Source organism: Streptomyces sp. NPDC034670, from assembly GCF_055574875.1.
On sequence record NZ_JBVITR010000079.1, the window covers coordinates 17,542 to 20,598 of the forward strand.

At 74.7% G+C, this 3,057-nt stretch carries 2 protein-coding genes; both read right to left on the minus strand.

Annotated features, from left to right (window positions below; genetic code table 11):
- Window positions 1-126 precede the first annotated feature (126 nt).
- On the minus strand, window positions 127-1,287 hold the full coding sequence (locus ACZ56B_RS30960; RefSeq protein WP_468797781.1) for an adenylate/guanylate cyclase domain-containing protein: 1,161 nt from the start codon (window positions 1,285-1,287) through the stop codon (window positions 127-129).
- Window positions 1,288-1,977: 690 nt separating this feature from the next.
- Complete coding sequence (locus tag ACZ56B_RS30965) at window positions 1,978-2,844, minus strand: biotin--[acetyl-CoA-carboxylase] ligase (protein WP_468797784.1); 867 nt, start codon at window positions 2,842-2,844, stop codon at window positions 1,978-1,980.
- Window positions 2,845-3,057: the final 213 nt, after the last annotated feature.

Sequence of the window (3,057 nt, forward strand, 5' to 3'; positions counted from 1 at the left end):
GGGTTGTTGTTTTTTTTCTTTGGCCCCCCTTTGTTTTTGTTGCCCCCCCCCCCCCCCCCCCCCCCCCCGCTCGGCTCGACCGAGACGCACCGTCGGCCACAGCCAGGCTGATCCGAACGACAGGCTCTAGGAGATCCCGTTCCGGCGCGTGAGCAGCCAGGGCTCCACCACGCCGAGACCGCGCACCGGCCGCTGCCACATCGGCTGCAGCGCGAACCGGTACGCCGGCGGCTCCTCGCCCTCCTTCTCCGCCGCGGCCACCGCCTCGGCCGCCGCCGCCTCGGACGCGGGGGCGTCACCGGTGCGGATCAGTTCCTCGGCGAAGGCGGTGTCCACGAGCACGGCGTCCCGCGGGGCTATGGACGTGAGCCGGGAGGCCAGGTTGACCGTGGTGCCGAAGACATCGCCCATCCGGGTGGTCACGGTGCCGAACGCCATGCCGACCCGCAGCTCCGGCATCGTCTCGTCGTTCGCCAGCGTCTCGATCAGCCGCAGGGCGATCTCCGCGGCCGTCCCCGCGTCGTCCGCGACGTACAGCACCTCGTCGCCCAGCGTCTTGATCAGCCGCCCGCCGCGCGCCGCCACCAGGTCGGCGGCGGTGGTCTCGAACGCCTCGACGAGCTCGCCGAGCTCCTCCTCCTCCATCCGCCGGGTGAGCCGCGTGAACCCCACGAGGTCGGCGAACGCGACGGCGAGCCGCCGGTCCACCATCTCCTCGTCGTCGGCCCCCTGCACCACCCGCCCGGCGGAGGCGGCGAGCTGGCGCCGCCAGACGTACACCAGGAACTCCTGCAGCTCGGGCAGGAGCAGTTCGACGATCGGATACGTCACCTCGGTCCGGGTCATCCCCGGCTCGGGCGGCTCGGTCAGCCCCTCCAGGAACGAGTCCATCTGCCACTCGGCCAGCCGTGCGGTGGTCTGCCCGGTGGACCGCGCCACCTGCACCGCCATGGCCTCGCTCAGCAGCCCCGCCTCCACCAGGCCGGCCAGCCGGCGCAGCGCCAGGACGTCCGCCTCCGTGAGCGCCTTGGCCTGCCCCACGTCGGCGAAGCCCATGGCCCGCCAGAACCGGGTGGCCAGCTCCATGGTGACGCCGGCGCTGCGGGCCGCCTGGAAGGGCGTGTAGCGGCGCTCGGCGCCCAGGATGAGCTGTTCGACGCGCAGAGCGAGCGGATCCTCGCCGGTGTCGGCGGGATCAGGCTCCCCCCGCTCGTGCGAAGCCGGGAGTGGGGGAGGTTCCACCCCGCCCCGCGCGTCCGCACCGGAACCCGAGTCGTCGACGGTCACGCGTTGCTGCCCTTCCGATCTGCCACGGCCCTGTATCGACCGGCCTCAACTCTACGGCAGGTGTGCGCCAGCTCACTCCGTTCGGTCGCCCCGGCGATGAGACGACAGCAACCGAGGACGCCCGGCACCCGCCCACGGCGGGACCGGGGACGGCCACGGACGCCGCACCCACCCACGGCGGAAACCGGCCACGGACGCCACACCCGCCCACGGCGGGAACCGACAACGACGGGCGCCCGCGCCCGCCCGCGGCGGGAACCGGAAACGACCGTGGGCGCCCGCACCCGCCCGCGGCGGGAAGGGGACGGGGCGGGGGTGTCCGCCCGCAGCGGCCGGCGCGTCCCTCACCACCCCCGAGAAGTCACCGCCGTCGCGCCGGACCGAGGACGGACACCCCCGCCCCGGCCCCGACCCCACCACCACCGCAGGCGCCACCCGCACCCCCACCGCACCGCAAGCTGCGCCGCAGGCCTCAAGACGCCCACCCCCACACACCCGCACCCGAAACCGCACCGCAGACGCACCCACCCCCCGCACAGCCCGCCGCAGGCACCAGCACCCGCACCCGAAACCGCACCGCAGACGCACGCACCCACCCGCCCGGCCCGCCGCCAGGCGCCAGCACCCGAAACCGCACCGCGGAAACACGCACCCACCCGCCCGGCCCGCCGCCAGGCGCCAGGCACCCGCTCAAGCGGAGCGCAGGTGCACGATGTCCCCCGCTCCCACCGGCGCCTGCACCCCCTCCTCCGTGGCGATCACCAGCCGCCCGTCCCCGTCCACGGCGACCGCCTCCCCCACCACCGACCGCTCCCCCGGCAGCTCCGCCCGCACCCTCCGCCCGAGCGTCGCGCACCCCGCCGCGTACGTCTCCTGCAGCCCGCACTCCGCGGGATCGCCCCCGGCCGCCCGCCACCGCCCGTACCACTCCTCCAGCGCCCGCAGCATCCCCCGCAGCAACGGATCCCGGTCCGTGCTCACCGCCCCCGCCAGCGCCAGCGACCCCGCCGTCGGCACCGGCAGCTCGTCGGCGCGCAGGCTCACGTTGATCCCGACGCCGATGACCACGCCGCCCTCCCCGGCCCCCTCCGCCAGGATCCCGCCGGCCTTCCGTTCCTCTCCCCCCACCGTCACCAGCACGTCGTTGGGCCACTTCAGCGCCGTGTCCACGCCCGCCGTCCGCGACAGCCCCGTCGCCACCGCGACCCCCGTCAGCAACGGCAGCCACCCCCACCGCGCCACCGGCACCTCGCGGGGCGTCAGCAGCACGGAGAAGAACAGTCCCGACCGGGCCGGTGCCGTCCACTGCCGGTCCAGCCGCCCCCGCGCGGCCGTCTGCTCCTCGGCGACGAGCACGGCCCCTTCTTCCGCGCGCCCCTCGGCCGCCCGCGCCACCAGGTCGGAATTGGTCGACCCGGTCCGCTGGACCACGTCCACCCGGGACCACAGCGTCCCCTCCCGTACCAGCCCCCGCCGCAGCGCGCCCTCGCTGAGAGGCGGCCGGTCCAGGTCGGACCAACGGTTTCCGAACGGCTCTGATGCATCTCGCGGCGTCATGCAACACACACTAGGTGTGGTGAACGCCGCACTGCCGACGGCGGGACCCCCACTACGCTACGGCTGAGTAACCGTCCCCCCTTTTTGAGCAGGCAGGGAGCCGCATCCCGATGTCCGAGCCGGATGGGCAGCAGCCCGACCTCCACACCACCGCGGGCAAGCTCGCGGACCTGCAGCGCCGGATCGAGGAGGCGACGCACGCCGGTTCCGCGC